Origin of the sequence: Ralstonia insidiosa (genome assembly GCF_008801405.1) — a bacterium.
Lineage (GTDB): Bacteria > Pseudomonadota > Gammaproteobacteria > Burkholderiales > Burkholderiaceae > Ralstonia > Ralstonia insidiosa.
Genome location: NZ_VZPV01000001.1, coordinates 1,480,989 through 1,506,170 on the forward strand (window position 1 = coordinate 1,480,989; position 25,182 = coordinate 1,506,170).

The following is a 25,182-nucleotide window of genomic DNA, read 5'->3' on the forward strand; positions in this document are numbered from 1 at the left end:
TCGCAGTAACGAAAAAGCCGCTCAACCGAGCGGCTTTTTTCATGCTTGCCGGATGCGGATGTCTTCGAGATCCCAGCGTGGTGTGACGCCGTAGCCGTAGCCGTCCTGCACTTGCGTGGGATCAGCTTGGAGCCGCATCGCGCCGGCAAAGGCGATCATCGCGCCGTTGTCGGTGCAGAACTGCAGGTCAGGGTAATAGACGCGTAAGCCGCGCTTCTTGCCCTCGGCGTTCAGGCCGTCGCGCAACTGGCGATTGGCGCCCACGCCGCCAGCCACGACGATGCGCTTGAGACCATGCTCGCGGGCAGCGCGCAGGGTCTTCTTGACGAGCACTTCGACGATGGCGTCGACAAACGCGCGGGCCAGGTCGGCACGCGGTTGGTGACACGTTTCGCTGTCGGTCAGGTTGAGCTTGCGTACCTGCGTGAGCACCGCCGTCTTCAGGCCGGCAAACGAGAAATCGAAATTGCCTGAATGCAGCATCGGTCGGGGCAGATCGAACACACCCGGGTTGCCGAATTCGGCGAGGCGCGAGACGGCTGGGCCGCCGGGGTAGCCGAGGCCGAGGAGCTTGGCGGTCTTATCGAAGGCCTCGCCGGCAGCATCGTCCAGCGTCTCGCCGAGCAACGTGTACTGGCCGACGGCATCCACGCGCATCAGCTGCGTGTGGCCGCCAGAGACGAGCAGCGCCAGGAACGGAAACTCGGGCCGATCCGCCTCAAGTAAAGGCGAGAGCAAATGCCCCTCCAAGTGGTGCACACCCACCAGCGGCTTGCCCAGCGCAAACGCCAGCGCATTGGCCACCGAGGCGCCGACCAGCAGCGCACCGGCCAACCCTGGGCCTTTCGTATAGGCGATGGCGTCGATGTCCGCGCGTGTAGCGCCAGCCTTGCCGAGCACTTCTTCCAGCAGCGGGATCACGCGGCGGATGTGGTCGCGCGAGGCCAGTTCGGGCACCACACCGCCGTATTCGCGGTGCATGGCGATCTGCGAATACAGCGCATGCGCGCGCAGGCCGGCATCGGTGTCGTACAGGGCGACGCCGGTTTCGTCACAGGAAGATTCGATGCCGAGGACCAGCATGGCGTGTGAAGGAAGAAATCCGTAGGAAGGCGCCGAAGATAGCACAAGCTAAAATGCACGGTTTTCCAGCATAGACAGAGGCGGCGCGACGATCATGATGCGGTGCGATGTAGCAGTGATTGGCGCAGGCGCGGCCGGGATGATGTGTGCGGCCGTGGCCGGGCAGCGCGGCGCGCGCGTGGTGCTCATCGACCACGCGACGAAGCTGGCCGAGAAGATCCGTATCTCGGGCGGCGGGCGCTGCAATTTCACCAATATCAACGCGGGGCCGGCCAACTACCTGTCGAACAATCCGCATTTCTGCCGCTCGGCGCTGGCACGGTACACGGTGCAGGATTTCGTCAGCCTCGTCTCCAGCTATCGCATCCCCTATCACGAGAAGCACAAGGGCCAGCTCTTCTGCGACGACAGCGCGGAAGACATCATCCGCATGCTCGAAGCGGAGTGCGAGAAGGGCAATGTCATCTGGCGCACGGGCTGCTCGATCGCCGAAGTGGGCAAGGACGGCGATGCCTATCGCCTGTCGACCAGCGCGGGCGAGATCGTTGCGAGCAAGCTGGTGATCGCCACGGGCGGCTTGTCCATCCCCAAGATCGGCGCGACGGATTTCGGCTATCGCATTGCGCGGCAGTTCGGGCTGAAGATCGTCGAGACGCATCCGGCACTGGTGCCGCTCACCTTCAACGCCGAGCATTGGGCACCGTTCTCTGCGCTCTCCGGCGTGTCGATGGAGGTGGATGTGACGGTCGCGCAGCCTGCAGCCGCCGGCAAGGGTGGGAGGAGGGGCGCTGCCACGACGTTCCGCGAAGACTTGCTGCTCACGCACCGTGGCTTGTCTGGCCCGGCAGTGCTGCAAATCTCAAGCTTCTGGAACTCTGGCCAACCGCTTGCCATCGATCTGCTGCCGGAAGTCGATGCCGCCCAGTGGCTGTGCGACGAAAAAACCGGCTCGCGCAAGCAGCTCGGGACGGTGCTGGCGCAGCGCCTGCCGGAGCGCGTCGCGCAGGCTTGGTGCGCCACGCATGGCGCTAACCCGCACGCGCAAATTGCCGACTTGCCCGACAAGCTGCTGCGTACGCTTGGCGGCGCGCTTAACCGCTGGGAGCTGACGCCATCCGGCAGTGAGGGCTACCGCAAGGCCGAAGTCACACGTGGCGGCGTCGATACGCGTGCATTGTCGTCCGCCACGATGGAGGCGCAATCCGCCCCCGGCCTGTACTTCATCGGTGAGGTGGTCGATGTGACGGGCTGGCTTGGCGGCTATAACTTCCAGTGGGCCTGGGCCTCCGCTGTTGCGGCAGGGGAGGCCGCCTCCGCCCGCTGACCCCACCGATCGGTCCTAGAACTGTCGTGGTTCTGTGCTACGATCAGTGATCCACTTTTCTCAGTTTGCAACCCGCTGGGCCGCTGCCCAAGCGGGTTTTGCCGTTTATCGGAGTTTTTGAATGTCCCTGAAGGCACAGATCACGGAAGACATGAAGGCCGCCATGCGCGCCAAGGAAATGGATCGTCTGGGCACGATCCGCCTGCTGCAGGCCGCCATCAAGCAGCGCGAGGTGGATGAGCGCATCGAGTTGGATGACGCCGCCGTGCTGGCCGTGGTCGACAAGATGATCAAGCAGCGCAAGGACTCCATCACCGCGTTCCAGCAAGCCAGCCGCGAAGATCTGGCTGCCAAGGAAGCGGCTGAGATTGTCGTGTTGCAGGTCTACATGCCCGCGCAACTATCGGAAGCCGAAGTCGACGCCGCTGTGCGCGACGCCGTGGCCAAGGCTGGTGCCGCTGGCCCGCAGGACATGGGCAAGGTCATGGGCATCCTCAAGCCGGCGCTGGCTGGCCGTGCCGACATGACGCAAGTCTCGGCCCGCGTAAAGGCCGCCCTGACCGGCGCCTGATTCCCTTCACACTCGCAACACCCAAGGGGCGCATCCCGCGTGATCCCGCAGCCGTTCATTGACGACCTGCTCAACCGCGTCGACATCGTCGACGTGGTGGGCCGTTACGTGCAGTTGAAGAAGGGCGGCGCCAATTTCATGGGGCTGTGCCCGTTCCATAACGAGAAGTCGCCGTCGTTCTCGGTGTCGCCCACCAAGCAGTTCTATCACTGCTTCGGCTGCGGCGCGCACGGTTCGGCCATCGGCTTCCTGATGGAGTTTTCCGGGCTGTCATACGTCGAGGCCATCAAGGACCTCGCGCAGTCCGTCGGCATGGTGGTGCCGGAAGAGCGCGGTGGCTTGCCGCCGGCCGCACGCGCCGAGCAGCAAGCCAAGACGGTCGCACTCGGCGACATCATGGCGCGCGCCTGCGAGCACTACCGCAAGCAACTGCGCAGCGCTCCCAACGCCATCCAATACCTCAAGGGTCGCGGTCTGACCGGCGAGATCGCCGCGCATTTCGGCCTCGGCTACGCACCGGACGACTGGCAATCGCTAGAAGCCGTATTCGGCCCGTACCGTGAGGACGCCACCGCCGGGCCGCTCATCGAGGCCGGCCTCGTCATCGAAAGCGAGAAGACCAGCGCCGACGGCTCGCACCGCCGCTACGATCGCTTCCGCGATCGCATCATGTTCCCCATCCGCAATACCAAGGGCGTGGTGATCGGCTTTGGCGGCCGGGTGCTGGGGCAGGGCGAGCCGAAATACCTCAATTCCCCCGAGACGCCGCTGTTCAGCAAGGGCACCGAGTTGTACGGCCTGTTCGAGGCGCGCAACGCCATCCGCGAGCTGGACTACGTGCTGGTCGTGGAAGGCTACATGGACGTCGTAGCACTCGCGCAGCTCGGGTTTGCCAATGCCGTCGCCACGCTGGGCACGGCCTGCACGCCCATCCACGTGCAGAAGCTGCTGCGGCAGGTCGATACCGTCATCTTCTCGTTTGACGGGGACAGTGCTGGTCGCCGTGCCGCGCGCCGCGCCCTGGAAGCCTGTCTGCCGCACGCCACCGACAACAAAACGATCAAGTTCCTGTTCCTGCCGTCGGAACACGACCCGGACAGTTTCGTCCGTGAAGAGGGCACCGAAGCCTTCGCCCGCGAAGTGCACAACGCCATGCCGCTGTCGCGCTTCCTGCTGCAGGCCGTGACGGAAGACCTCGACTTGCGCCAGCCCGAGGGCCGTGCCCGCGCCCAGTACGAAGCCAAGCCGCTGCTGACCGCGATGCCGTCCGGCGGCTTGCGCCTGCAGATCGTCCGCGGCCTGGCCGACATGACCGGCACCACACCCGCCGACATCGAGGCGCTATGTGGCCTGCGCAGCGACCCCGCCCAGGCCGGCCGCATGACGCAGAAGCGTCCGCGTGTGGCGCGTACCGCACCAACCGCGCTGGAGCAAAAACTGCTGCGCCTGCTGATGCGCTATCCCGCCCTGGCTGCTCGGCTCGATGCGGATGCGCGCGCCCAGTTGACAGCGCCGGAATTGCCCCAAGGTGAGGTATTGGCAGGGCTGCTGGCCGAATGCGATGCCGCGAGCCCCGAAATGCACTTTGGCGCCTTTGTCGAACGTCTAGGCCAGACGCCGTATGCCGAGGCCTTCGCCGGACTGCGCGTGACTGTCCTCGAAGACGATATCGAGCTGGAGCCGGCCACCATGGAGTTCGATAGCGCTGTGCAAAAGATGCTTCTTGCGTCGCACAAGCGCGAGCTTGAGATGTTGCTGCGCAAGGTGGAAAGCGGTCACGCCAGCGATGACGATCGAGAGCGTATGCGTTGGCTGTTAAGCGAGACCAGCCGCCGGTAGCTTGAGTAGTGCGCACGTCCCGGTACAAACCTAACTGGGGCGGGCGATTGCGGGTAGCCCCTTGATTTTTCAGGCGAAAACCCGATTTTCACTTAGACCGGCTGGTCTGGCGTGCTAGAATAGCCGGTTCGGATTGCAATATCTTTTTCCCATTTTGGGGGAGTGAGCGTGCCCATGGTGAAGGTGAAGACCTCCGCGAAGACCGGTTCCAAGGCCAGTCCTGCTTCTGTTTCTGCCACGCGATCCTCATCGGCGCACGGCGCCGGAGGAGGAAAGACCCCAGCGGGAACGGCGAAAGTCGCGAATGGTCGGAGCCATATGGGGCAGGTGGTAACAAAGGCGACTGTGCCGGCAAAGACGGGGAAAGCCCAGCCGCGCCAGGCCGCCGAGATTACCGTCGCCGCCAAGCCCGTCAAGGCAGCAGCGCGCGCAAAAAGCGCAATCCAGTCTTCAACTGCAGACAAGGTCTCGACGTCGATCGGCACGAGCGCCAGACCTGGCGGCAAAACAGCCGCTTCAGTCGCACTCAAGGGCAAGACAACCACCGTGGCGAAATCGAAAGCTACCGAAGTCGAGAGCAAGCAGACCCCTGCCAGCGCAAGCGCAACCAAAACGGGTACCGCTCGTACCAGCACCGCAGCCAAGCCAGTCAAGGCAACCGCGGAAGACACCAAGCGCACCGCCCAGGCAGAGGCCACCCCCACAACTCCTCCTGCGCCTCGCGCCGAGGCAGCAGCCGAGCCCAAAAAGCGCGGCCGCAAGCCCAAGGCAGAAACGCAGGCAGACGATGACAGCAGCACGGACGTGACTGAAGAATTTGACACCCCCGCCGCTCCGGCACCGAAAACCGAAAAGCTGAAGGCCCGTGACCGCAAGGCCAAGGAAAAAGCCCTGCTCAAGGAATTTGCTGCTTCGCAGCAAGGCGGTTCGGAAGAAGAGCTCGAGGCTCGCCGCCAGAAGCTCAAGGCGTTGATCAAGCTGGGCAAATCGCGCGGCTACCTGACCTACGCCGAAATCAACGACCACCTCCCCGACGACATGGTCGACGTGGAGTCGCTGGAAACGTTGGTTGCCACGCTCAACGACATCGGCGTTGCCGTGTACGAGCAGGCTCCGGACGCCGAAACGCTGCTCCTGAACGACAACGCGCCTTCCGTCACCACGGAAGAAGAGGCGGAAGAAGAAGCCGAAGCCGCGCTGTCGACGGTTGACTCCGAATTCGGCCGCACGACCGACCCGGTGCGTATGTACATGCGCGAAATGGGCACGGTCGAACTGCTGACGCGCGAAGGCGAAATCGTCATCGCCAAGCGCATCGAAGCCGGCCTGAAGGACATGGTCATGGCCATCTCGGCCTGCCCGGTCACCATTTCGGAAATCCTCGCCATGGGCGAGCGCGTTGCCAACGACGAAGCCAAGATCGACGAGTACATCGACGGCCTGATCGACCCGAACGCTGAAGCCGATGCTGCCGCTGCAGCCGAGGAAGAAGAGGACTTCGAGGAAGAAGAGGCCGAAGAGGAAGCCGACGAAGAGGAAGACGAGGACGATGAAGGTGCTGGCGCTGCCGCCGCTTCGGCCCGTCAACTCGAAGAGCTCAAGCAGGCTGCGCTGGTCAAGTTTGGCGTAATCGCCGACCAGTTCGACAAGATGCGCCGTGCGTTCGAGAAGGAAGGCTACAAGTCCAAGTCTTACGTGAAGGCGCAGGAGGCCATCCAGGCCGAGCTGATGTGCATCCGCTTTACCGCACGTAACGTCGAGCGTCTGTGCGACACGCTGCGCGGTCAGGTGGACGAAGTCCGCAAGCTGGAACGTGCCATCCTGAACATCGTGGTCGACAAGTGCGGCATGCCGCGCGGTGAGTTTGTTTCGCGCTTCCCGGGCAACGAGACCAACCTCAAGTGGATCGACACTGTGGTGGCAGACGGCAAGCCCTACAGCACCATCGTCGAGCGTAACGTGCCGGCCGTGCATGAGCTGCAGCAGAAACTGATCGACCTGCAGGCGCGCGTGGTGCTGCCGTTGTCGGAGCTGAAGGACGTCAACCGCAAGATGTCGGAAGGCGAGCGCCGCGCCCGTGAAGCCAAGCGCGAGATGACCGAGGCCAACCTGCGTCTGGTGATCTCGATTGCCAAGAAGTACACGAACCGCGGTCTGCAGTTCCTCGACCTGATCCAGGAAGGCAACATCGGCCTGATGAAGGCGGTGGACAAGTTCGAATACCGTCGCGGCTACAAGTTCTCGACGTACGCCACGTGGTGGATCCGTCAGGCCATTACGCGTTCGATCGCCGACCAGGCGCGCACCATCCGGATTCCGGTGCACATGATCGAGACGATCAACAAGATGAACCGCATCTCGCGTCAGATCCTGCAGGAAACCGGCAACGAGCCGGATCCGGCAACGCTGGCCGAGAAGATGGAGATGCCGGAAGACAAGATCCGCAAGATCATGAAGATCGCGAAGGAACCGATCTCCATGGAAACGCCGATCGGTGACGACGACGACTCCCATCTGGGCGACTTCATCGAGGATACGAACACGCTGGCCCCGGCCGAAGCGGCGCTGCATGGTTCCATGCGCGGCGTGGTGAAGGACGTGCTCGACTCGCTGACGCCGCGCGAAGCCAAGGTGCTGCGCATGCGTTTCGGTATCGAGATGAGCACCGACCACACGCTGGAAGAAGTCGGCAAGCAGTTCGACGTGACGCGTGAGCGTATCCGCCAGATCGAAGCGAAGGCGTTGCGCAAGCTGCGCCACCCGAGCCGTTCGGACAAGCTGAAGAGCTTCCTCGAGGGGAGCTAATCAGTAGCGGATTGATGCTCGGAGGTGGGTTTCTGCCCACTTTCGAGTAAAATCGCACACATGGCCCGGCCTAACCCGCCGGGTCAATTTTTTGTCGGTTGTCCTCAGTTGTTCATTCGGGACGCCGCTCTTTGGGCCTCTAGCTCATGCTTGGTTAGAGCAGCGGACTCATAATCCGTTGGTGCCGGGTTCGACTCCCGGGGGGCCCACCATTCTTTCTCCCGGTCTATCTCCCCATTTGCGCAAATCTTTCTGTCGAATGGCTTTCTGCTATTCCGTGCAGAGCTGTATCAGGACTGATTTTTGCTGGCGCATATATCTCGCGAAATATATCCGTTTCGACATAATTCGGTTATGTCGCGCTGCACGACATTCCCCCACGAGCGAGGGGAGGAGTTTAAAACACTTCAAATGAAACAAATTCATTCCTTCGTTTGAAATGCCACCAAATGGCGCCGCACCTGCTTGCGTGAGGCATTGCAGGCAATGTTTTGAATGAAATCTCTATTTACTTCATAGTCTGTGCAGACCATAGTGGCACGCATAACGACAAGTAAATAGCCAGTAGCGTACCTTCGGAGACACAGGATGTTACGCATTCAAAACGGGCCTTTCCAGCATTCCGCTTCTGCGCGTGCCCACGCGCATCACCGCCATCGTCATCATCGCAGCGAGCCGGGTTTCTCGCGTTAGCTGCAACACACCCCGACTGGTTTTGGCATCGGCACCCAACCGATTAGCGCGTTACACGAGTTAACGCGCGCGACAAAACACGTCCGTCGTTTCTGTTGATTTGCAGGACTGATCTGCCGTCAGGGCAGATTGTGCGCTGTCGGCTGTCGTACGCCGACAGGCGGGGTATTGGCCGGCATTTCCCGGCAAAAACACAACAAGTTTTAGAACGTGAGGAGACAACCATGGGTAGTCGACGTCATCTTTTTGTTGTCATGGCAACCAGTTGCATGGTCGCGATGCCGTTCATCGGCGGGTGCGGCGGTGCAGACGATCCGGGCTCGTCGAACGTTGCGCAGTGCTCGGGTAGTTCTTGTCCGCCAAGCGGGCCAAACACGACGCCAACCACGCCGACGAGCCTGTGCCCGGCCGCGCTGGACTACACGACCACCTATACCGGTGGTTCGGGCAGTGGCGAGTACATCAAGGTCAAGTTCGATACGAGCAAGAACACGTATCAGATGCAGTTCATCGAGTCGTCGGTGCCGACCTCGGCGGGGCAGGTGAACAACACGCGCAAGGGCCTGACCATCAACGGCACGTTCGTGCACCCGACCAACCTGCCGACGCCCGAACAGAACCGCTGCGCCTTCGTGCTGCAGTCGGGCAAGACGGCGGACAACAGCTACGCGATCACCGTCAATCCGCAAGACCCGCCGACGCTGTTTGTGGGTCAGGGCATCGTGGGTGGCGGCATTCCGGGGGCGACGATCCAGTTCAACGGTATCCAGCCGCTCCCGGGTCTGGTCATTGGCGCGGTGCCTTCGCGCTCGTTTGATTTCTATCCGTTCCTGGGCTTCTCAGAGACGGTGACCGACTTCACGCAAGTGGCCGGGCACTACAACGAAGTGGGTGTGCATGTCACGCCGACAGGATCTGGCAACCAGACAACGGGGCCGCAAGGCTGGGAGCCCGATGCCGTCAACTGGACGCAAACGTTGAATGCCGACGGTACGTGTACAGCCGAGGGCATCGACTACTCATGCCACACGACGGGCACGCCGTGGACGCGGCGCTTGAACGCGGATGGTTCGCAGGACAACGTGTTCGTGAGCAATCCCACGGCTGCCAACGTGCCTTATGCGTATGTCGGCCAGGTCTCGCCGCTGGTTCTGCCTCTTGCTTCAAACCAGGCCAAGGGGATTCTGATCGCGGGCAAGCTCAACGGTCAGGTGGTACCGGTGGTGATCCGTGTGGGCTATGTGCATGTCGATTCCAACCTGCTGGCGACTTCGGCCGATGACCAGATCGGCATTTCGATTCTGACGCCCGTAGCGACCATTCCCGCCAATGCACTTGCGGGCGGCTACATCGGCGCAACCAGTGCATCGGCATGCGGGTTGGTGACCTCCAATGGCCCGAGCGGATTTCCTGCCAGCCTCAACGGTCTGGGTTCAGCTGTCGACCATCCTGAACTGTCCGGCAGCTTTACTGGTGGCACCTTCCACACCTGGGTGGGCAACTGCACCGACGGCACTGCCGTCTCCACGCTGGCCGCCAACTACACGTCAACGCTGTTTCAGAACGGCACCGCGGCCTTCATCAACCCGTTCAACTCGCGAGTGACGGCGCAGTTCACGCTCGACTACACGCAAACCTCGCCGGGCAAGTTGCTCGTTACCGCGCAGAACGACTTCAACGCGCAGGGCGCCGGCGGCAACGTCGCGCTGTTCAAAGCGGGCGACAAGGGCGTCGCGGTCAGGGTGGGCAACGTGTACGCAATGCTCATGAACAACAACAAGTTCAACCCGTTCTTCACGGTCGGCGCGTTCGTCCAGTGAGGCACGCAGCAACGAAACCACATGCGGCGGCGCGTGCGAAGTGCGTGTGCCGCCGCAGCTGAACAACAACATGGAGGAGACGCAAATGCAATGGCGTAAATGGCTGGTCGTGCTGGCGTGCGCACCGATGGTGACCGCGTGCGGTGGCGGTAGTGGCGGAGATGATCCGCCGGCCCCGGTGATCCAGCGCCTGTGCCCGCAGGTGATCGACTACAACACCGTCTTCACGGGCGGCTCAGGTTCGGGCGAACTGGTGAAGGTGCAGCTCGATACGACGAAGATGACCTATCAGATCACGTATCTGGCGTCGCCGATTCCGGTGACGACGGGCACGGTGGCGCCCACACGTGACACCGCTCCCAACAACGTGCAGAGCGGCACGCTGACGCAGGAAACCGCACTGCCGACCGAGAAGCTGAACCAGTGCGCGTTCCGCCTGAACAACGCGAGCCTCGATGCAAGCCGGCCGGCGCGTTTCTTCCTGGGGCAAGGTGTGCTGGGTGGCACGATTCCGGGGGCGACGATCCAGTTCGACGGCATCGTCGGCGTTGGCAAGATCCCGAAGACCACGTTCCCGTACTACCCGTTCATCAGCTTCTCGAGCACCGAGACGGATCTGACCAAGATCGCGGGCAACTACAACCAGCTGGGCTACCACCAGGTGCCGTCGCAGAACTTCTCGCAACAGGCAGTCGATGCGCGCTTCACCATCAACGCGGACGGCACCTACACCGAGTGCGACAACCTGGGCGTGAAGAACGGCGGCGCGTGCCTGACATCCAGCGCGACGGTCAACCAGAAGCTCACGCTGCGTGCCGACTCCTCGGCCTTTACCACGGCGAATTATCAGCCGCAGGTGCCGGCCACGTTGTCGTCGCTCGATCCAAGCAAGGCCGGCAAGGGAGTGCTGATCGTGGGCAAGCTGTACAACCAGCTCGTGCCGATCTTCATCCGCGTGGGGGCGGCCAACTCGAATCTGACTGCTGGCCCGCCGGTGGCAGACGACGAGTCCGGCATTTCGTTCCTGGCGCCGACCACCAACATTGCGCAGGGTTCGCAAGACGGCGAGTACACGGGCGTGGACAGCACGTTCAACTACCGCGCCACCGCGCTGGTGGGTGCACAGGCCACGATGCTCGATCCGTTCAATGCGTCGCAGGTCGCGCTCACCCGCCCGCTGAATCTGGATTTCACGCAGTCCGTACCCGGCGTGATCCGCACCACGCAGACAAGCGCACCGGCTGGCTCGGCCCCGACCGGCAAGCTGATCTTCACCGGCAAGACCTTCGGCTTCCTGGATATGAGCGACACGAAGAACCCCTACTTCACCGTGGGCGCCTTCGTGCAGTGACGTTTCCGGAATCACACGCCACGAGGTGCGGTAGCCATGACGCAACGTCGGTCCGCACCTCGCTCATAACAACAGGAGGGAAGCATCATGAAGAAACTGACTGTCGCATTGGTGGTGGCCTGCGCATCCGCAGGTGCCATGGCGCAGCAGGCGGGTGACAACGTGGCCACGGTGGGTTGGTTCCACATCATGCCGCAGGACTCGAGCAACAACCTGACCACCAGCGTGATCAACGCGCCGATCAATGATCCGCTGCGCTTGCCGGGCAGCTTCACGTCGCCCAACAGCGGGCTGCGTGTAAGCAACGCCAACACGCTGGGCCTCACCCTCACGCATTTCTTTACCGACAACATTGCGCTGACCACCATTGCCGGCGTGCCGCCCGAGTTCAAGCTGACCGGGCACGGCGTGATTCGCGCGCCTGGGCCGGCGGGTGCACTTGGCCACGTCGATCTGGATGACCCGTCCAACCAGCCCGCGGTGCGCAAGGCGCGGCAGTGGAGCCCCGGGGTCATCCTGCAGTGGTACTTCGGGCACGCGCAGTCGAAGTTCCGCCCGTTCGTGGGCGTGGGGGTGGTCTACAGCTTCTTCACCAATATCGAGCTGAACCCGAACTTCTCGGCAGCGGTGAACCGTGAGCTGGGCAGCGTGCTGGCGGCGGGGGCCGGCAAGCCCGGGCCGACGTATGTGGAGGGGAAATCGTCGGCGTCCTGGTCGGCCATCTTCAATCTGGGCGCGAGCTATGCCATCACCGATCGCTGGGCATTGACGGCCACGGTGTCATACCTGCCGCTCAAGACGGAAGCCGCCACCGTGATCAAGGCAGCGGACGGCTCTACGCTGGCCACCACCAAGACCACGCTCAAGGCCAATCCGATCATCACGTTCGTTGGGGTGTCGTACAAGTTTTAGCCGGACGTCGGCTGTCTGCGCCTGGCTAATTGGCGCGGCACGAACCGAGCGGGAACCGGTTTGCGCTGCATTCTTAAGACGGTTTCAACCGTCAGTTCTAGTGAGGCAATAAATGAGCACACGTAAAGTCGTATCTCTTGCAGTTGCACTCGCACTTGCCACCGTAGCAGCCGCACCCGCATTTGCCGTGACCGTTTCGCGCGTCGATGGTCAGCCGATGAACCCGAGCGGCGAGCCGTTCTCGGTCACCGGCTCGACCAACCTTACCAAGGGCTCGACCGCCGCGCAGTGCCAGGCCACCTTTACCGGCACGATCACGCCCACCGGCGTTGTCAACATCACGTCGACGTCGTTCACGGGCGGTACGCTCTGCGGGTTCATCAGCGGTGCCACGCCCTGGACGGGGCAGGCTGACTCCACCACGCAGCTGACGATCAACAACGCTGGTGTCAACGTGTTTCTGCTGGGCAGCTGCGGCCCCAGCAAGGTTGTGACGGCCTGGAACGACAAGGAATCGTCGTTGACGTTCAGCAATGCCACGTTGACGCCGGACTGTACGGTGGACGGCAAGGTGGTGTCGACGCCGGCGTTCCACGTGCAATAAGCCCGTACCCGGTTGACCTGCGGTTGCGCAGCCGCAGTTGATCGGCATGACGCAAAGGCCCGGCATGTCGGGCCTTTTCTTTTTCATTCTTCCGGATTTCTCTAGACCATGAACAACATGCGAATGGTTGTAACGACGGCGCTCACGTTGATGCTGTCGATGGTGGGCGCCACGCCGGCGTTGGGGTTGATCGTTCAGTAGCGCCTGTGGTTCGGGCGTGGCTCGACCATTTTGCGTTTCGAAGTGGAGCAATCCCCCCGTCGCCAATAGCGACAACGCATGTGTACTAGAGGTGGCATGATCCGGGCTTCCACCGCTGCAACGGGGCAGCGGCTTCTCCTCCGGAGCCAAGACATGCGTTTGCTCACCTCTGCCGCAGTGGCCATCACATTGGCCACGTCCATCGGATTCACCCACGCCCAGACTGCTGCCCCCACGCCTACCGCCACGCAACAACGCGCCCAAGTGCCCGGCTACTACCGCATGGCCCTGGGCGATGACGTTGTCACCGCGCTCTACGACGGCTACATCGATCTGCCGGCCAAGACGCTGGTAGGCATGAGTGCGCAATCGGTGCAGAGCCTGCTGGCGCGGATGTTCGTGTCGAGCACGCCGGGCATGCAGACGGCGGTGAACGGCTATCTGATTGATACGGGCAGCCAGCGCATCTTGGTCGATACCGGGTCGGGCACATGCTTTGGCCCAACCATGGGTGGCTTGGCCGGCAACGTGCGCGCGTCGGGCTATCAGTCCGAGCAGATCGACGCCGTGCTGCTGACCCATCTGCACCCGGATCACGCCTGTGGTTTGTTGACGCCGCAAGGGCAACCCACTTACCCGAACGCGCAGGTCTACGTGGCGGCACCGGAAGCGGATTTCTGGCTGAGTGAGGCGGTTGCCGCCGCCAAGCCGAAGGACATGCAACCGTTCTTCAAGATGGCGCGCGACTCTGTGGCACCGTATGCGGCGGTTGGCAAGCTCAAGCAGTTCAAGCCGGGCGATGAGGTCATCCCGGGCGTGCGCTCTGTACTCGCTAACGGCCACACGCCCGGGCACAGCGGCTACCTCTTTGCATCGAAGGGCAAGAGCTTGCTGGTGTGGGGCGACATCGTCCACAGCCACGCCGTGCAGTTCTTGCATCCCGAGGTTGCATTTGAATATGACGTCGACCAGAAGCAGGCTGTGGCATCGCGTCGCAAGCTGTTTGCCGAAGCGGCGCAGGACAAGCTCTGGGTGGCCGGTGCGCATCTGCCGTTCCCGGGCCTGGGCCACGTGCGCCGCGACGGCAAGGCGTTTGCATGGGTGCCGATCGAGTACGGCCCGCTGCGCACCGACCGCGCAGACTGATTCGTCATACGCCTGCCGGCCGCTTCATCTTGCAAGTGGTCGGCAGGTCCAAGTCTTTGGCGGCGGTCGTGCTTTCGGTCTTGTGGCCCCACTGAGTACCGTCGTAGCCGACCTTGACGGTCTTGCCGTCCACTGGCGCGATCGTCGATACCACTTGCGGCAGCAGCAACTGGTGGTCGCTCTTGCGCATCGTGACGTCGCCCAGGAAGCTCTGCTTCTGCATGCCTTCCAGGGCCAGTGCAATCTTGAGCGGGTCGGTGGAGTTGGCCTTGCGGATGGCATCCGTCACGAGTTCGACGGAGAGCACGGTGCGCGGGGCGAAGTGCTCGCCGGCGGGTGTCTGGCGCACGCGCGCATCCATCTGCATGAGTGGCGCGCTACCGTTGGCGGGCGTCCATTCGGACACCCACGTCACCTTGCCGATCTTGGCCTGCGACACCGCCAGCACGGTGCCCGGCGCACCCGCACCGCTGTGGTTGAGATAGCGCACGTCGTAGCCCATGTCGCCATCGGCTTTGATGAGCAGGTTCAGATCCTGCCCCCAGTTGCCGGTGAGCAGCGTATCCGCGCCGCTCGCCTTGGCTTTCGAGACGTAGGGCGCGAAGTCCTTCACCTTGCCGATCGGGTGCAGCGTCTCCCCCGTGAATTGCACGTCGGGCCGCGCAGCAGAGATCATCTGCTTGCCAAGTGACGCCCACAACCGACCGTGCGCGTAGTCCTGGTTCAGTGAATAGACCTTGCGGATGTCGGGCTGCGTCTTCACGAAGTCGGCCAGCGCCCGCATCTTCATGGCCGTGTTGGCCTCGGTGGCGAAATGCCAGAAGCTGCAGTGCGCGCCGGTCAGGTCCGGGTCGATCGAGGCGTAGTTGATGATCAGCACGCGCTTGTCCGGGTTGCGCTCGTTGTGCTTGGTGGCGGCGTCCACCATGGCCGCCACCACGGACGAGCCCGACCCGCCGGTGAAGATGATCTTCGCACCCGCATCGATGGCGCTTTGCAATGCCGACAGGCTGTCCTGCGCCGACAGCTTGTTGTCGTAGGTCGTCAACTCGTAGCGCGCGCCATTCAACACGCCTTGCGGCTGCGCGTTGGCATCATCGATGCCGAGTTTCAGGTTGGCGAGGAACTGTTCGCCCACATTCGACAGCGGCCCGCTCAGCTGGTCGATGAATGCCACCTTGATCGGCGCCGGGTCTGCAGCATGTGCCAGCGGTGCGCAGAGCAACGTGGCCGCGCTGGCCAGCGCGGACAGCGGACGGGCAAAGCGGGTCAATGCGGACATGTCTCCTCCTTGTTGTGTGGGGCGTTCTGTCTTCTTGTCTACCAGGTGTCGATGAAGCGGCGCGTGGCCGGATCGCGCGTGTGGCGCGGTTGCGCAGGCGGTGCCGATTGCAGGCCACGCAGCAGCCAGCGGCGCGTATCGGCCGGGTCGATCACGGCGTCGATCTCCAGATAGCTGGCGATGTTGAGCGCGCGGCCTTCCTCGTAAGCCGCATCGACCATCTTGCGGAACAGCACCTCGCGCTCGGCCGGGTCTTCTACCGCTTCCAACTCTTTGCGATAACCAAGGCGGATAGCGCCTTCGATGCCCATGCCGCCAAATTCGCCGCTCGGCCACGACGCCGTGAAGAACGGCGCATGGAACCCGCCGGCAGCCATCGCCATCGCCCCCAGGCCGTAGCCCTTGCGCAGTACGACGGTAAAAAACGGCACGCGCAGATTGCCGGCTGTCACGAACATGCGGCTGACATGGCGCACGGTGGCCGTCTTCTCCGCCTCCGGGCCAACCATGAAGCCCGGCGTGTCGCACAGCGAGACGATGGGCAGATCAAACGCGTTGCACAGTTGCATGAAGCGCGACGCCTTGTCGGCGGCGGCCGAATCGATGGCGCCGCCCAGATGCCGCGGGTTGTTGGCGATGCAGCCAAACGCGCGGCCTTCGATGCGGATCAGCGCAGTAATGATGCCCACGCCAAACGCCTGGCGCAGCTCCAACACCGACCCGGTATCAGCCAGGGCTTCGATCACGGCACGCATGTCGTAGCTGCGCATGCGGTTTTCGGGAATGACGTGGCGCAGGTGGCGTGCGTCGCTGGCGTCCCAGTGGGGGAGCGGCCCCTGGAAGTAGCTCAGGTAGCGGCGCGCGGCGTCCACGGCTTCGGCCTCGTCTTCGACCAGCACGTCGATCACGCCGTTGGGCGCCTGCATGCTGACCGGGCCCACTTCTTCGGGCGCGTACACGCCCAGGCCGCCGCCCTCGATCATGGCGGGGCCGCCCATGCCGATGGTCGCGTCGCGCGTGGCGATGATCACGTCGGCGCAACCCAGCAGTGCAGCATTGCCGGCAAAGCAGCGGCCCGACACGATACCGACGGTCGGCACGAGCCCCGACAGGCGCGCGAAATGGATGAAGGTCGGGCAGTCCAGGCCGCTGACGCCACGCTTCTCGGTATCGCCCGGCCGGCCGCCGCCGCCTTCGGCAAACAGCACGACGGGCAACTTCCATTGCTGCGCCAATTCCAGCGCGCGGTCGGTCTTTTTGTGGTTGAAGGTGCCCTGCGTGCCAGCCAGCACGGTGTAGTCGTAGGCGAGCACCATGCAGCGCGCCTCCTGATCGGGGAAGTGCGTGCCGTTGACGGTGCCGATGCCGGTGATGATGCCGTCGGCAGGTGTTGCGCGGATCAAGTCATCGAGCGCACGCCGCTGGCGTTGTGCGGCGATGGCCAGTGCGCCGTATTCGATGAAGGAGTCGGCGTCGCACAGGTGCGCGATGTTTTCACGTGCGGTGCGCTGGCCGGTCTTGCGGCGTCGTGCGACGGCATCCGGGCGGTTGGCGTCAAGGCCGAATGCGTGGCGGTCGATGACCGCTTGCAGGTCGGGGCGAATGTGGTCCAGGTCGATCTCGGTGTCGGTGGATTCAGCGTGGTGTTCTGCGTCGCTCGGGAGCAGGGCCATCAGCGGCTGGCCTTCGCGCACCGTGGCGCCGGGCTGTGCGCACACCTGCAGCACTTGTCCGGAAGTGGGCGCGAGCACCACATGCTCCATCTTCATCGCTTCAATCACGGCCAGCACTTGCCCGCGCGCCACGGTGTCGCCGGGTTGGGCGTTGAGCTGGATCAGGGCGCCGTCCATCGGTGCGGTCAGCAGTTCAGCATCGTCAGGCAACTCGTTGATGAGTGATTCGCCCGGTGCAACCTCGCCACCAGTGGCTGCGGCTGCCGATGCGTGGAGCGTACGGTGCGCGCCATCGCTGGCGCTCACCAGCTCGGCCAGGCGCTGGTCGAGAAACTGTGTGTGCACGGCGTTGGTCTGCACCCGGGCATCGCTCAGAAGGTCTTGCAGCAGGCGCTTGTTGGTCACCAATCCTTCGATGCGGAACTCGCACAACGCGCGGTAGGTTTGGGCCAGGGTTTGCGCATAGGTGCCGCGCGGCGCATGCACGATCAACTTGGCGAGCAGCGAATCGAAACGCGGGTTGGGGCGGTAGCCGGCGTAGCCACAGGTGTCGACGCGCACGCCGGGGCCGTTGGGCGGCTCGAACGCGGTGAGCGTGCCGGTGGAAGGATGCGGCTGGCCAGACGCATCGAGCGTCTCAGCGTTGATGCGCACCTGCACGGCATGGCCGCGTGGCGCGATCGACTGGTCGAGCCCAAGTTCCGCCAGTGACGCACCTTGCGCCAGCGCCAGTTGCGTCACCACCAGATCGACGCCCGTCACCATCTCCGTGACGGTGTGTTCGACCTGCACGCGCGGGTTGGCTTCCATGAAGTAGAACGTGGCGTGCGGTGTGCCGGCGCCTTCCACGAGGAACTCAAATGTGCCGATGCCGCAGTAGCCCGCCGCTTTGGCGAGTGTCACCGCTGCATCGGCGATCCGCGTACGCAGTGCATCGTCCAAGGCGGGGCTGGGCGCAATCTCGATCAGCTTCTGGTGACGGCGCTGCAGGCTGCATTCGCGCTCGCCGAGGTGCGCGACGTTGCCTTGCGCATCGGCAATGATCTGGATCTCGATGTGGCGCGGTGCGGGCACCAGCGCTTCGACGTAGACATCGCCGCTGCCGAACGCGGCGGTGGCTTCCGATACGCAGCGTGCGTAGGCCTCGGGAATCGCCAGCGCATCGTGCACGGCGCGCATGCCGCGCCCACCGCCGCCGGCCACGGCCTTGATCATCATGCCGTGAGAGGGCGGCAGCGCAGCGAAGAATGCTTGCGCATCTTCGAGCGAAGTCGCGCCTCGCGTGCCGTTGACGATGGGGATACCAGCTTCGTGGGCGAGCGCACGTGCGCGTGCCTTGTCGCCGAAGAGATCAAGCACGTGCGGCGCTGGCCCGATGAACTGCACGCCCGCCTCTGCACACCGACGCGCAAAGGCGGCGTTCTCGCTCAGGAATCCGTAACCGGGGTGGATGGCGTCGGCGCCCACGGCGCGTGCGGCGGCGAGGATGGCTTCCCCATCGAGATACGCGCGTGGGCCATTGCCGGGCAGGGGCACAGCTTCATCTGCGCGGAGTACATGCAAGGCATCGCGGTCGTCTTCGGAATAGATTGCTACCGAGGGCAAGCCCACCGTAGCAGCGGCGCGGGCAATGCGAATGGCGATCTCGCCGCGATTGGCGATCAGCAGTTTGCGAAACGTCATGGAGCAGGCTTGGGTTAGAGCTGTTCTGCGAGCGGTGCGAGATCCTGCTTGCGCACCTTGCCGGTGGCCGTGAGCGGTAGCGCATCGACGATGCGCACGATGGGCACCTTGTAGACGGCCATGTTCTCGCGGCACCAGTTGGTGAGCGTGACATCGTCCAGCGTGCCGATGGCCTCGGGGCGCAGCATCACGAAGGCGACGGGGCGTTGACCGCGTTGTTCATCGGCACGGCCCACCACGGCGGAACCGAGGATGGCGGGGTGCTTGCCGAGCATCGCTTCGATCTCCGCCGGGAACACGCTCATGCCGTTGACCTTGAGCATCTCCTTGCGGCGGCCGAGGTAGTGGACGTAGCCGTGCTCGTCGATGCAGCCGATGTCGCCGGTGTGGAACCAGCCATTGCGTAAGGTCTGCGCGGTGGCTTCTGGTTTGTTCCAGTAACCCTTGAGCAGCGTGGGTGTGCGCACGCACAGTTCGCCTTCGGCGCCGATCGGCAACAGCGCTTGCGTGTCGAAATCGCAGATCTTGAAGTCGGTGCCCGGCACCGGCAGGCCCACGAAGATCGGCTGCGAGCGCAGGTCGAAATCATCATCCTGCATGCCGACCGTGAAGCTGTTGCAGGTCTGCGTTTCGGTCATGCCCCAGGCGCTCTCGGCCATCATCGAGCCGGTCAGTTCGCGCCACGCGCGGCGGTATTCGGGGTTCAGCTTCTTCACGAACGACGACACGCCGGTATGCCGCAGCGAGCGCAGGTTGTATTCGTGCACACGCGGGTGCGCCATCACCTCGGCCGCGCTGTCGACCAGCATTGAACCGTTCGTCACGCGATAGCGCTGCACGCCGGCCATGAAGGCCTCCGCATCCCAGCGCGCAAGCAGCACCAGCGGCACGCCGAGGAACGCAGGGAAGATCAACCCGGTGTTCTCGCCGGCAATCCAGAACTGCGGGTAGAAACTGAGCATGACCGTGTCGGCATTGGCGCGCAACGATACGGCCGAGAACGCGGCGGCCATGTCCACCATATCGCCTTGCGTGTGGATGCAGCCCTTGGGCAGGCCGGTTGTGCCGCCGGTGTAGTTGAGTGCGGCAACAGCATCGAGCGAGGCAGGCGGCAGCGAGATCGGCGTCGTCTTCGCCAGGGCAGGCATCAGGTCGATGGCATCTGCGCAGTCGAGCGGCGGCTCGGTGAGCATCGCCGGAAGCGGCAGCGTCGGTTGCGCAGGGAGGACGTCCGCATAGCGCGTGACGAAGATGTGCTCGAGCGATGTTTCGGCGCGCACCTCACGCACCAGCGGCATCAGCCGATCCAGCACAACGATGGCGCGCGGCGTCGCATCGGTAAGCGCATGCATCAACTCGGCACGCTGCGACAGCGGACTGATCGGCACATACACCGCACCCAGCTTCAGGATGCCAAAGAACACCGCGTTGAACTGCGGACAGTTCGACAGGAACACTGCCACCCGGTCACCCGCGCCAATGCCGTGTTGGGCGAGCAGGGCAGCAAAGCGGTCGGACAGATCATCTAACTGGGCGAACGTGGTGTCGTGCCCGTAGAAGTGGATGGCTGGCTTGTCTGGCGTGGTGCGCGCCCAATGGCGCAGGTAGTCGGTGAGGGGCGCGCGCCCTACGGGATAGTGGGGCTCGCGGGGGGTATCGACCGGCCATGCGCGCGCCCAGAGCGCGCGAACGCGGCCGAGATACTCGGGCTCGTCCATCGCCAAAGCTTGTCTCCGTTGGGTTGTGCAGTGCGTGCGCAAAGTGACGCCGCACTATCTATACTTATCAGTAATTTTTTATACCAACGGGTAGAAATATAGGAAGCGCCGTTTGATGCGTCAAGCATTTCAGCGGCGTGACACCGCCCAGATGCGCAGACGCGACGGCGCATCCAAAGGCGGCATGCGAGAATGCGCACCATGTCCATCGTCCGCAAATCTGCTGTTTCCGACGTGCAACCGTCTGCTGAAACCGAGGCTCCTGAGGCACCTCCGGCCACTGCGCCCACTGCGCCCCCTGCGCCTGTCACGCGCCCGCATATCGCCGAGCGCCAGGAGGCGCGCCGCCGGCAGATTCTCGACACTGCCGCCCAGCTCTTCTTCACCAAGGGCTATGCCGGCATGACGATGAGTGACCTGTGCTCCGCATTGGGTGTGACCAAGCCTGCGGTGTACTACTACTTCACCGACAAGTACGAGATCTTCGACATCCTCTGCCGCGAGGCCGCGCAGATCTGCCTGTCGGCCATCCGCGAGACGGCCGACCCGGCGCTGCCGGTGCGGGAGCGCCTGCAAGCCTGCTTGCTTGAGATGGCGCGCCGCTGCATCGACTGCCACTACGCTGCCGCACTCACGTACCGCGACCGCCAATATCTGCGCCCCGAAACCGTGGAGTGGCTGCACGGCATGTCGCGTGGCTACTACCGCGATCTGTATGCGCTGCTGGATGAAGGCAAGCGTGCCGGCGTGTTCGACTTTGGCGATGCGCGCGTCGCGGCGCACTCGATGGGCGGCGTGATGGGTTTCATGTACACATGGCACGACCCATCGCGTATCGACGCCCATGTGCTGGCGCACGAGCTGTCGAGCGCCATGATGAAGATCATCCTGCCGGCTGCCCCCAGCCCGGCAACTACGCCCGCGTCTTGAGCGTTGCGCCCGCCGGTGTTTTCGGCATGGCGGGCAGGCGGAAGATCTCTGGCGTCATCAGGTCGATGCCGCAATCGAGCGTTTCCACCCAATCGATGAATCGGTTGACCATGGCCTTCCCGCGGAAGGCTTGACCGTGCTGCGGCACGATCCATTCGATGTCCAGCCCGCGCACCATCTGCGCCCACAGCCGGCAGACTCGGTTGCCGCTCATGTAGCGGCGGTGGAAGGGCGCCATCAGTGGCAGGTGCGCGTCAAAGTCCTCCACCGGCTTGGCCGCCACGTTGGCGTGCACCATCGATGCGCCCAGGTCGCCCGAAAAGAGAATCCGCGATTCCGGATCGTAGAACTGGAAGTTGCCCTCCGAGTGCAGGAAATGCGCCGGCACTGCCAGCAGATGCGATTGCCCCAGCGGAATCGCCATGCCCGTGTCCGGAATCGGCACGATGCGGCCTTCGGTCTTGCCTACGTTGCAGAAGTGCGGCAGAAAGCGCTCCCACACGCGCGAGATCAAGATGTCGCAACTGGAGCTCGTGAGCCAGCGTCCGGCGGAGGCGACGATATCCGGGTCTGCGTGCGAAGCGAGCACGTAATCGAGCTGCTTGGGCGGAAAGTAGCTGTTCATCGCCAGATAGAGCGCGTTGTACGTCATCTGGCCACCCGGGTCGATCAGTGCGCCGTGGCCGTGATCGACGATGAGGAACTGGTTGGTCTGCACTGGCAGGTCATCGTGATCATCCACCAGGTCGGAAAACATCAGGCAGACATGCCCGGGCGTTTCATAAAGCGTGGTCACCATGGAGGGAGAGGGGCGCAGGTTGGGATGCCCGATGGTCGCGCAGCGTAGGCCTGGGCCTATTGATCCGTGTCAAGGCAGATGTGGTGCCCGCGCGGGCGCCGGCATGCTGTTCATCCGGCCTGTGCCGACCCTCACGTGATAAACTTTTGATTTTTAACGCTTTGCGCGAGCCGCTTGCGGGTTTTCCGCTTGGGTCTGTCGCGCCTGCCATGCCCCTCGGCATGCCGCATCTCCCCTATGAATACTGCAACGATGTCTGAAGCGTCTGAAGCACCGGCCACCGAATCGGTGACATTCGACAGCTTCGGCCTGCATCCGGACGTCCTCCGCGCGCTGACCGAAAGCGGCTACACCAAGCCCACTCCCATCCAGGCCGCCGCCATTCCGGTGGTCACTGCCGGCCGCGACGTCATGGGCGCCGCGCAAACGGGCACCGGCAAGACCGCCGGCTTCTCGCTGCCGATCATCCACAACCTGTTGCCCGACGCCAATACGAGTGCGTCGCCGGCACGTCACCCTGTGCGGGCACTGATTCTCACGCCCACGCGCGAGCTGGCTGACCAGGTGTACGACAACGTCGCCAAGTACGCGAAGTACACGGCGCTGCGTAGCGCAGTCGTGTTCGGTGGTGTCGACATGAACCCGCAGACCGAGCAACTGCGCCGCGGCGTGGAAATTCTTGTCGCCACGCCGGGCCGCCTGCTCGACCACGTGCAGCAGCGCAGCGTGAACCTGTCGCAGGTGCGCATGCTGGTGCTGGACGAAGCGGACCGCATGCTCGACATGGGCTTCCTGCCCGACCTGCAGCGCATCATCAACCTGCTGCCGGCGCATCGCCAGACGCTGCTGTTCTCGGCCACGTTCTCGCCCGAGATCAAGAAGCTGGCTGCCAGCTACCTGCGCCATCCGCAAACCATTGAAGTGGCACGCAGCAACGCCACGGCCGAGAACGTCCGCCAGGTCATCTACACCGTACCGGACAACCACAAGCAGGCCGCGCTCGTGCACCTGTTGAAGCAGCGTGCGGAGCAGGGCCTGCCGCGCCAGTGCATCGTGTTCTCCAATAGCAAGATCGGTTGCTCGCGTCTGGCGCGCGCGCTGGAGCGCGAAGGCATCAACGCCAACGCCATCCATGGCGACAAGACGCAGACCGAGCGGATGCAGACGCTCGAAGCCTTCAAGCAGGGCACCGTTGACGTGCTGGTCGCGACCGACGTGGCCGCGCGCGGGCTCGACATCTCGCAGATGCCATGCGTGATCAACTTTGATCTGCCGTTCAACGCAGAAGACTACGTGCACCGCATCGGCCGTACGGGCCGCGCTGGTGCCTCGGGCGATGCGCTGTCGCTGTTCGCGCCGGGCGACGAGCGTTTCCTGGCCGACATCGAAAAGCTGATCAAGCGCAACCTGCCGCGCGAGCAACTGACTGACTTCGACCCGACCGGCGAACAGGCCCGTGACCGCGAACGCCGCGAGCGCGATGAAAAGCGTGCCCGTGGTGAAGTCCGCCGTGCCCGCGAGCGCGAAGAGCGCAATGGCGCCCGTGTGCTGGATCACACCATCGTGCGTCCGGCGTTCCGCCCGTCGGACGATCCGTTTTTCAATCGTCCGTACGAATCGGCGGTGCCTGCTGAATCGGCAGACGCAGCCAAGCCGGCACAACCGGCTGGCCATCCGCGCAGCGCCAAGCGCCCGATCGCAGCGCTCCTCGGTGGCGTGCCGCGCAAGCGCTAAGTCAGTCTGTTGAAAACGGCGGCGATCAAGCCGCCGGGATCACGTAGTTGCCAATCGTGCAAGGCGATTGGCCCAGGCCGGGACGGCGTCCCGGTAAAACCCTTCCAGATCTCCTGCCCGAATCTCCAGCCCCAGATGCCGCGCCGCTTCGGTCAGCGCGGCCAGCGGCTGGCTGCGGTTGATGGCGCGTGCGCCGGTCTGCTTGCTCAGCTTTTCACCGTCTGTGTTGACCACCACCGGCACGTGCATGTAGCGCACGGGTGGTAGCCCAAGCAGTTGCTGCAGATAGATCTGACGCGGCGTCGAGTCGAGCAGGTCGGCCCCGCGCACCACGTCGGTGATGCCCTGTGCGGCATCGTCAGCCACCACGGCAATCTGATACGCCCACATGCCATCGGCGCGTTTGAGCACGAAATCGCCCACAGCTTCGGCCAGGTTCTGACACTGCGTGCCTTGCCAGCGGTCCTCAAAGCAGATTGTGGCGGTGTCGGCCTCCGGCACGCGCACACGCCATGCACGCGGCGGGCGCCCGTTCAAGCCGTTGCGACAGGTGCCGGGATAGATGAGTGTCTGGTGGCGCAGGCGGCCATTCGCGTCGATGGTGGTAACGGAATCCGCAATCTCGCGACGCGTGCAGCCGCATGGGTAGAGCCGGTCGACGGCCTGCAGTTGTGCCAGCGCGGTTTCGAAACGATGCAGATGCGCGCTCTGCCATTGCGGTGCTTCGTCGGGCACCAGGCCAAGCGCTTCGAGTGCGGCAAGGATGTCGCGATCGGCGCCAGGCACATTGCGCTGGAAGTCGATGTCTTCAATGCGCACCAGCCACGCGCCACCGTGCACGCGGGCATCAAGCCAGCTTGCCAGCGCAGTGACCAGTGAACCGATGTGCAGCGGCCCGGTAGGCGAGGGCGCAAAGCGGCCACGGTACGTGCCGCGCACCGATATGGCAGAAGGATCGAGAAAATCGAGATTGGCTTGGGACAACGCAAAACTCCAGGCACGGATTTCACTATT

General features: G+C 63.7%; 18 protein-coding genes and 1 tRNA gene. 12 read left to right on the top strand and 7 right to left on the bottom strand.

Annotated elements, in window-relative coordinates; genetic code table 11:
• Nucleotides 1-39: 39 nt before the first annotated feature.
• A complete protein-coding gene (gene tsaD / locus F7R11_RS07125; RefSeq protein WP_064802252.1) occupies nucleotides 40-1,083 on the bottom strand; it encodes a tRNA (adenosine(37)-N6)-threonylcarbamoyltransferase complex transferase subunit TsaD in 1,044 nt (347 codons plus the stop codon).
• A gap of 94 nt (nucleotides 1,084-1,177) precedes the next feature.
• Here tsaD and F7R11_RS07130 point away from each other — a divergent pair, with 94 nt between their 5' ends.
• The 3 genes from F7R11_RS07130 (at nucleotide 1,178) to dnaG (ending at nucleotide 4,817) form a co-directional block, all read left to right on the top strand.
• Nucleotides 1,178-2,407, top strand: a complete 1,230-nt coding sequence (locus tag F7R11_RS07130) for a BaiN/RdsA family NAD(P)/FAD-dependent oxidoreductase (protein ID WP_064802254.1) — start codon at nucleotides 1,178-1,180, stop codon at nucleotides 2,405-2,407.
• Nucleotides 2,408-2,528: 121 nt separating this feature from the next.
• Complete coding sequence (locus F7R11_RS07135) at nucleotides 2,529-2,978, top strand: GatB/YqeY domain-containing protein (RefSeq protein WP_064802256.1); 450 nt, start codon at nucleotides 2,529-2,531, stop codon at nucleotides 2,976-2,978.
• Nucleotides 2,979-3,017: 39 nt separating this feature from the next.
• The gene (gene dnaG / locus F7R11_RS07140) at nucleotides 3,018-4,817 is read left to right on the top strand and encodes a DNA primase (RefSeq protein ID WP_064802259.1); all 1,800 of its coding nucleotides are present in this window, start codon (nucleotides 3,018-3,020) and stop codon (nucleotides 4,815-4,817) included.
• Nucleotides 4,818-4,909: 92 nt separating this feature from the next.
• Here the strand turns inward: dnaG and F7R11_RS27285 are convergent, their stop codons facing one another.
• Nucleotides 4,910-5,470 (bottom strand): hypothetical protein, encoded by a 561-nt coding sequence (locus F7R11_RS27285; RefSeq protein WP_238500851.1) that lies wholly within the window; start codon nucleotides 5,468-5,470, stop codon nucleotides 4,910-4,912.
• Between F7R11_RS27285 and rpoD the strand changes: the two genes are divergently transcribed.
• From rpoD to F7R11_RS07175, 7 genes are all read left to right on the top strand, one after another.
• A complete protein-coding gene (gene rpoD, locus F7R11_RS07145; protein ID WP_238500829.1) occupies nucleotides 5,364-7,622 on the top strand; it encodes an RNA polymerase sigma factor RpoD in 2,259 nt (752 codons plus the stop codon). The genes F7R11_RS27285 and rpoD overlap by 107 nt on opposite strands.
• A gap of 133 nt (nucleotides 7,623-7,755) precedes the next feature.
• Nucleotides 7,756-7,834: transfer RNA gene (locus F7R11_RS07150), tRNA-Ile, on the top strand.
• Nucleotides 7,835-8,539: 705 nt separating this feature from the next.
• Entirely contained in the window at nucleotides 8,540-10,135 is a 1,596-nt protein-coding gene (locus F7R11_RS07155) for a DUF2957 domain-containing protein (protein ID WP_064802265.1), read from the top strand.
• Nucleotides 10,136-10,220: 85 nt separating this feature from the next.
• On the top strand, nucleotides 10,221-11,486 hold the full coding sequence (locus F7R11_RS07160; RefSeq protein WP_064806211.1) for a DUF2957 domain-containing protein: 1,266 nt from the start codon (nucleotides 10,221-10,223) through the stop codon (nucleotides 11,484-11,486).
• Between the two features lie 87 nt (nucleotides 11,487-11,573).
• Nucleotides 11,574-12,398, top strand: a complete 825-nt coding sequence (locus F7R11_RS07165) for an OmpW/AlkL family protein (protein WP_064802267.1) — start codon at nucleotides 11,574-11,576, stop codon at nucleotides 12,396-12,398.
• A gap of 112 nt (nucleotides 12,399-12,510) precedes the next feature.
• Nucleotides 12,511-13,002: a hypothetical protein gene (locus F7R11_RS26995; protein ID WP_021195118.1), complete on the top strand. Its 492-nt coding sequence runs from the start codon at nucleotides 12,511-12,513 to the stop codon at nucleotides 13,000-13,002.
• A gap of 354 nt (nucleotides 13,003-13,356) precedes the next feature.
• Nucleotides 13,357-14,349 (top strand): MBL fold metallo-hydrolase, encoded by a 993-nt coding sequence (locus tag F7R11_RS07175; RefSeq protein ID WP_064802269.1) that lies wholly within the window; start codon nucleotides 13,357-13,359, stop codon nucleotides 14,347-14,349.
• Nucleotides 14,350-14,353: 4 nt separating this feature from the next.
• Here F7R11_RS07175 and F7R11_RS07180 read toward each other — a convergent pair whose 3' ends face one another.
• The 3 genes from F7R11_RS07180 to F7R11_RS07190 are packed head-to-tail and all read right to left on the bottom strand — an operon-like array spanning nucleotide 14,354 to nucleotide 20,705.
• Nucleotides 14,354-15,631, bottom strand: a complete 1,278-nt coding sequence (locus F7R11_RS07180) for a branched-chain amino acid ABC transporter substrate-binding protein (protein WP_064802272.1) — start codon at nucleotides 15,629-15,631, stop codon at nucleotides 14,354-14,356.
• 38 nt (nucleotides 15,632-15,669) lie between these two features.
• A complete protein-coding gene (locus F7R11_RS07185) occupies nucleotides 15,670-18,987 on the bottom strand; it encodes an acetyl-CoA carboxylase family protein (RefSeq protein WP_064802275.1) in 3,318 nt (1,105 codons plus the stop codon).
• A gap of 14 nt (nucleotides 18,988-19,001) precedes the next feature.
• The gene (locus F7R11_RS07190) at nucleotides 19,002-20,705 is read right to left on the bottom strand and encodes an AMP-binding protein (protein WP_064802277.1); all 1,704 of its coding nucleotides are present in this window, start codon (nucleotides 20,703-20,705) and stop codon (nucleotides 19,002-19,004) included.
• A 201-nt stretch (nucleotides 20,706-20,906) separates the two neighbouring features.
• On the opposite strand from F7R11_RS07190, the gene F7R11_RS07195 reads away from it, so the two are divergent.
• Entirely contained in the window at nucleotides 20,907-21,635 is a 729-nt protein-coding gene (locus tag F7R11_RS07195) for a TetR/AcrR family transcriptional regulator (RefSeq protein WP_104577564.1), read from the top strand.
• Here F7R11_RS07195 and F7R11_RS07200 read toward each other — a convergent pair.
• Nucleotides 21,619-22,434, bottom strand: a complete 816-nt coding sequence (locus F7R11_RS07200) for an oxygen-binding di-iron domain-containing protein (protein ID WP_064802278.1) — start codon at nucleotides 22,432-22,434, stop codon at nucleotides 21,619-21,621. The two genes, F7R11_RS07195 and F7R11_RS07200, sit on opposite strands and share 17 nt — an antisense overlap.
• Nucleotides 22,435-22,686: 252 nt before the next feature.
• Between F7R11_RS07200 and F7R11_RS07205 the strand changes: the two genes are divergently transcribed.
• Entirely contained in the window at nucleotides 22,687-24,168 is a 1,482-nt protein-coding gene (locus tag F7R11_RS07205) for a DEAD/DEAH box helicase (protein ID WP_390624355.1), read from the top strand.
• A gap of 39 nt (nucleotides 24,169-24,207) precedes the next feature.
• On the opposite strand, the gene gluQRS is transcribed toward F7R11_RS07205, so the two are convergent.
• The gene (gene gluQRS / locus F7R11_RS07210; RefSeq protein WP_064802280.1) at nucleotides 24,208-25,152 is read right to left on the bottom strand and encodes a tRNA glutamyl-Q(34) synthetase GluQRS; all 945 of its coding nucleotides are present in this window, start codon (nucleotides 25,150-25,152) and stop codon (nucleotides 24,208-24,210) included.
• Between the last annotated feature and the right edge of the window lie 30 nt (nucleotides 25,153-25,182).

Bases quoted from the DNA above. Each gene is read 5' to 3' on its own strand.
- F7R11_RS07205 (WP_390624355.1), top strand. From the start codon at position 22,687: ATGTCTGAAGCGTCTGAAGCACCGGCCACCGAATCGGTGACATTCGAC.
- F7R11_RS07160 (WP_064806211.1), top strand. From the start codon at position 10,221: ATGCAATGGCGTAAATGGCTGGTCGTGCTGGCGTGCGCACCGATGGTG.
- F7R11_RS07180 (WP_064802272.1), bottom strand. From the start codon at position 15,631: ATGTCCGCATTGACCCGCTTTGCCCGTCCGCTGTCCGCGCTGGCCAGC.
- F7R11_RS07200 (WP_064802278.1), bottom strand. From the start codon at position 22,434: ATGGTGACCACGCTTTATGAAACGCCCGGGCATGTCTGCCTGATGTTT.
- F7R11_RS26995 (WP_021195118.1), top strand. From the start codon at position 12,511: ATGAGCACACGTAAAGTCGTATCTCTTGCAGTTGCACTCGCACTTGCC.
- tsaD (WP_064802252.1), bottom strand. From the start codon at position 1,083: ATGCTGGTCCTCGGCATCGAATCTTCCTGTGACGAAACCGGCGTCGCC.
- F7R11_RS07195 (WP_104577564.1), top strand. From the start codon at position 20,907: ATGTCCATCGTCCGCAAATCTGCTGTTTCCGACGTGCAACCGTCTGCT.
- F7R11_RS07165 (WP_064802267.1), top strand. From the start codon at position 11,574: ATGAAGAAACTGACTGTCGCATTGGTGGTGGCCTGCGCATCCGCAGGT.
- F7R11_RS07190 (WP_064802277.1), bottom strand. From the start codon at position 20,705: ATGGACGAGCCCGAGTATCTCGGCCGCGTTCGCGCGCTCTGGGCGCGC.
- F7R11_RS07185 (WP_064802275.1), bottom strand. From the start codon at position 18,987: ATGACGTTTCGCAAACTGCTGATCGCCAATCGCGGCGAGATCGCCATT.
- F7R11_RS07135 (WP_064802256.1), top strand. From the start codon at position 2,529: ATGTCCCTGAAGGCACAGATCACGGAAGACATGAAGGCCGCCATGCGC.
- F7R11_RS07155 (WP_064802265.1), top strand. From the start codon at position 8,540: ATGGGTAGTCGACGTCATCTTTTTGTTGTCATGGCAACCAGTTGCATG.
- F7R11_RS07175 (WP_064802269.1), top strand. From the start codon at position 13,357: ATGCGTTTGCTCACCTCTGCCGCAGTGGCCATCACATTGGCCACGTCC.
- F7R11_RS07130 (WP_064802254.1), top strand. From the start codon at position 1,178: ATGATGCGGTGCGATGTAGCAGTGATTGGCGCAGGCGCGGCCGGGATG.